Source organism: Streptomyces pseudogriseolus, from assembly GCA_002154585.1.
Taxonomy (GTDB): Bacteria; Actinomycetota; Actinomycetes; order Streptomycetales; family Streptomycetaceae; genus Streptomyces; species Streptomyces pseudogriseolus.
Genome location: MUNG01000561.1, coordinates 1 through 1,459, shown reverse-complemented (window position 1 = coordinate 1,459; position 1,459 = coordinate 1). Strand labels below are relative to the sequence as shown.

Below are 1,459 nucleotides of genomic sequence, written 5' to 3'. Positions count from 1 at the left end.
GCCTGGTGCTGCGGCGGATGCTCCGCGGCCGGTACGCCCGCTGGGACCGGGGGTGGGGGCGGGTGGGTCCCGACTGGGGCAGGGCGGACGCCGCGGGCTGACCGCGTTCCGCCTCCGGTCAACTCGCCGCCCCTGCGCACGCTACGGTGGACCGGCCGAACCGATCGGCAGCGACTCGGGCGGGTACGAGCCACAGGTACGACGAGGTGGGGGCACGGCAACACCATGGCACAGGGCACGGTCCAGGTGACGCACACCGGCACATCGAGGTGGCGCCGCCGCACAGGTGAGTACCCGTCGCTCGCCGCCGCCCTGGAGGCCGCGGGCGAGGGCGACGTGCTCACCGTCGCTCCCGGCACCTATCGGGAGAACCTCGTCGTACGGCGGGCGGTGACGCTGCGCGGCCCCGAGGGGTCGCCCGGCTCGGTGCGCATCGCCCCGCCCGACGGTGTGCCGCTCACCGTGCGCGCCTCCGCGGTGGTGCGGGACCTGCTCGTGGAGGGTCAGGACGCCACCGCGCCGGCCGTGCTGGTGGAGGAGGGCACGCCCGAGCTGAGGGACGTCCGCGTGGTCAGCCGGTCGGCGGCCGGCATCGAGGTGCGCGGCGCCGCCCGGCCCACGGTGCGCCGGTGCACGGTCGACAACCCGGCGGGCGCCGGCATCGCCGTGGTGGACGGCGGGGGCGGGGTGTTCGAGGAGTGCGAGGTGGTCGCCGCGGGACAGGCGGGCGTCGCCGTGCGCGGCGGCGGGCATCCCCGCCTGGAGCGCTGCAAGGTGCACCACGCCTCCGGCTCCGGCCTGACCGCGACCGGGGAGAACTCGGCGCTGGAGGCCGTCGGGTGCGAGGTGTACGAGGTGCGCGGCAGCGGGGTGCAGGTGACCGGGCGCGCCACCGCCCACCTCACCGACTGTGACGTGCACCGCACCACCGGGGACGGCGTCACGCTCGACACGGACGCGGTGCTGACGCTGGCCGACTGCCGGATCCACGACATCCCGGAGAACGCGGTCGACCTGCGCTCCCGCTCGGTGCTCACCCTGACCCGCACCACGGTGCGGCAGTTCGGCCGCAACGGCCTGTCGGTGTGGGACCCGGGCACGCGGGTGGACGCCAACCAGTGCGAGATCTTCGACAGCACCGGCGACTACCCGGCGGTGTGGGTGAGCGACGGCGCGACCGCCCAGCTCGACGACTGCCGCATCCGGGAGGCGGCGACGGGCGCCTGGTTCCGCGACCACGGCAGCGGCGGCACCCTCAGCAACTGCTCCCTGGACGGCACGCAGACCGGTGTCATCGTCACCAAGGGCGCCGATCCGACCGTCGAGCGCTGCACGGTCGACTCCCCCGCCGAGGCGGGCGTGTACGTGTCCGCGGGCGGCCGCGGCACCTTCGAGCACTGCCGGGTCACCGGCAGCGGCGGCTACGGCTTCCACGTCATCGACGGCAGCCGTACGACGC

1 protein-coding gene is annotated in these 1,459 nt (G+C 75.5%); it reads left to right on the top strand.

Translation table 11 applies throughout. From position 1 onward, the window contains the following. Positions 1-225: 225 nt before the first annotated feature. Positions 226-1,459, top strand: a 1,234-nt coding sequence (locus tag CCN29_RS32705; RefSeq protein ID WP_442538626.1) for a right-handed parallel beta-helix repeat-containing protein, incomplete at its 3' end; no start/stop codon positions are given.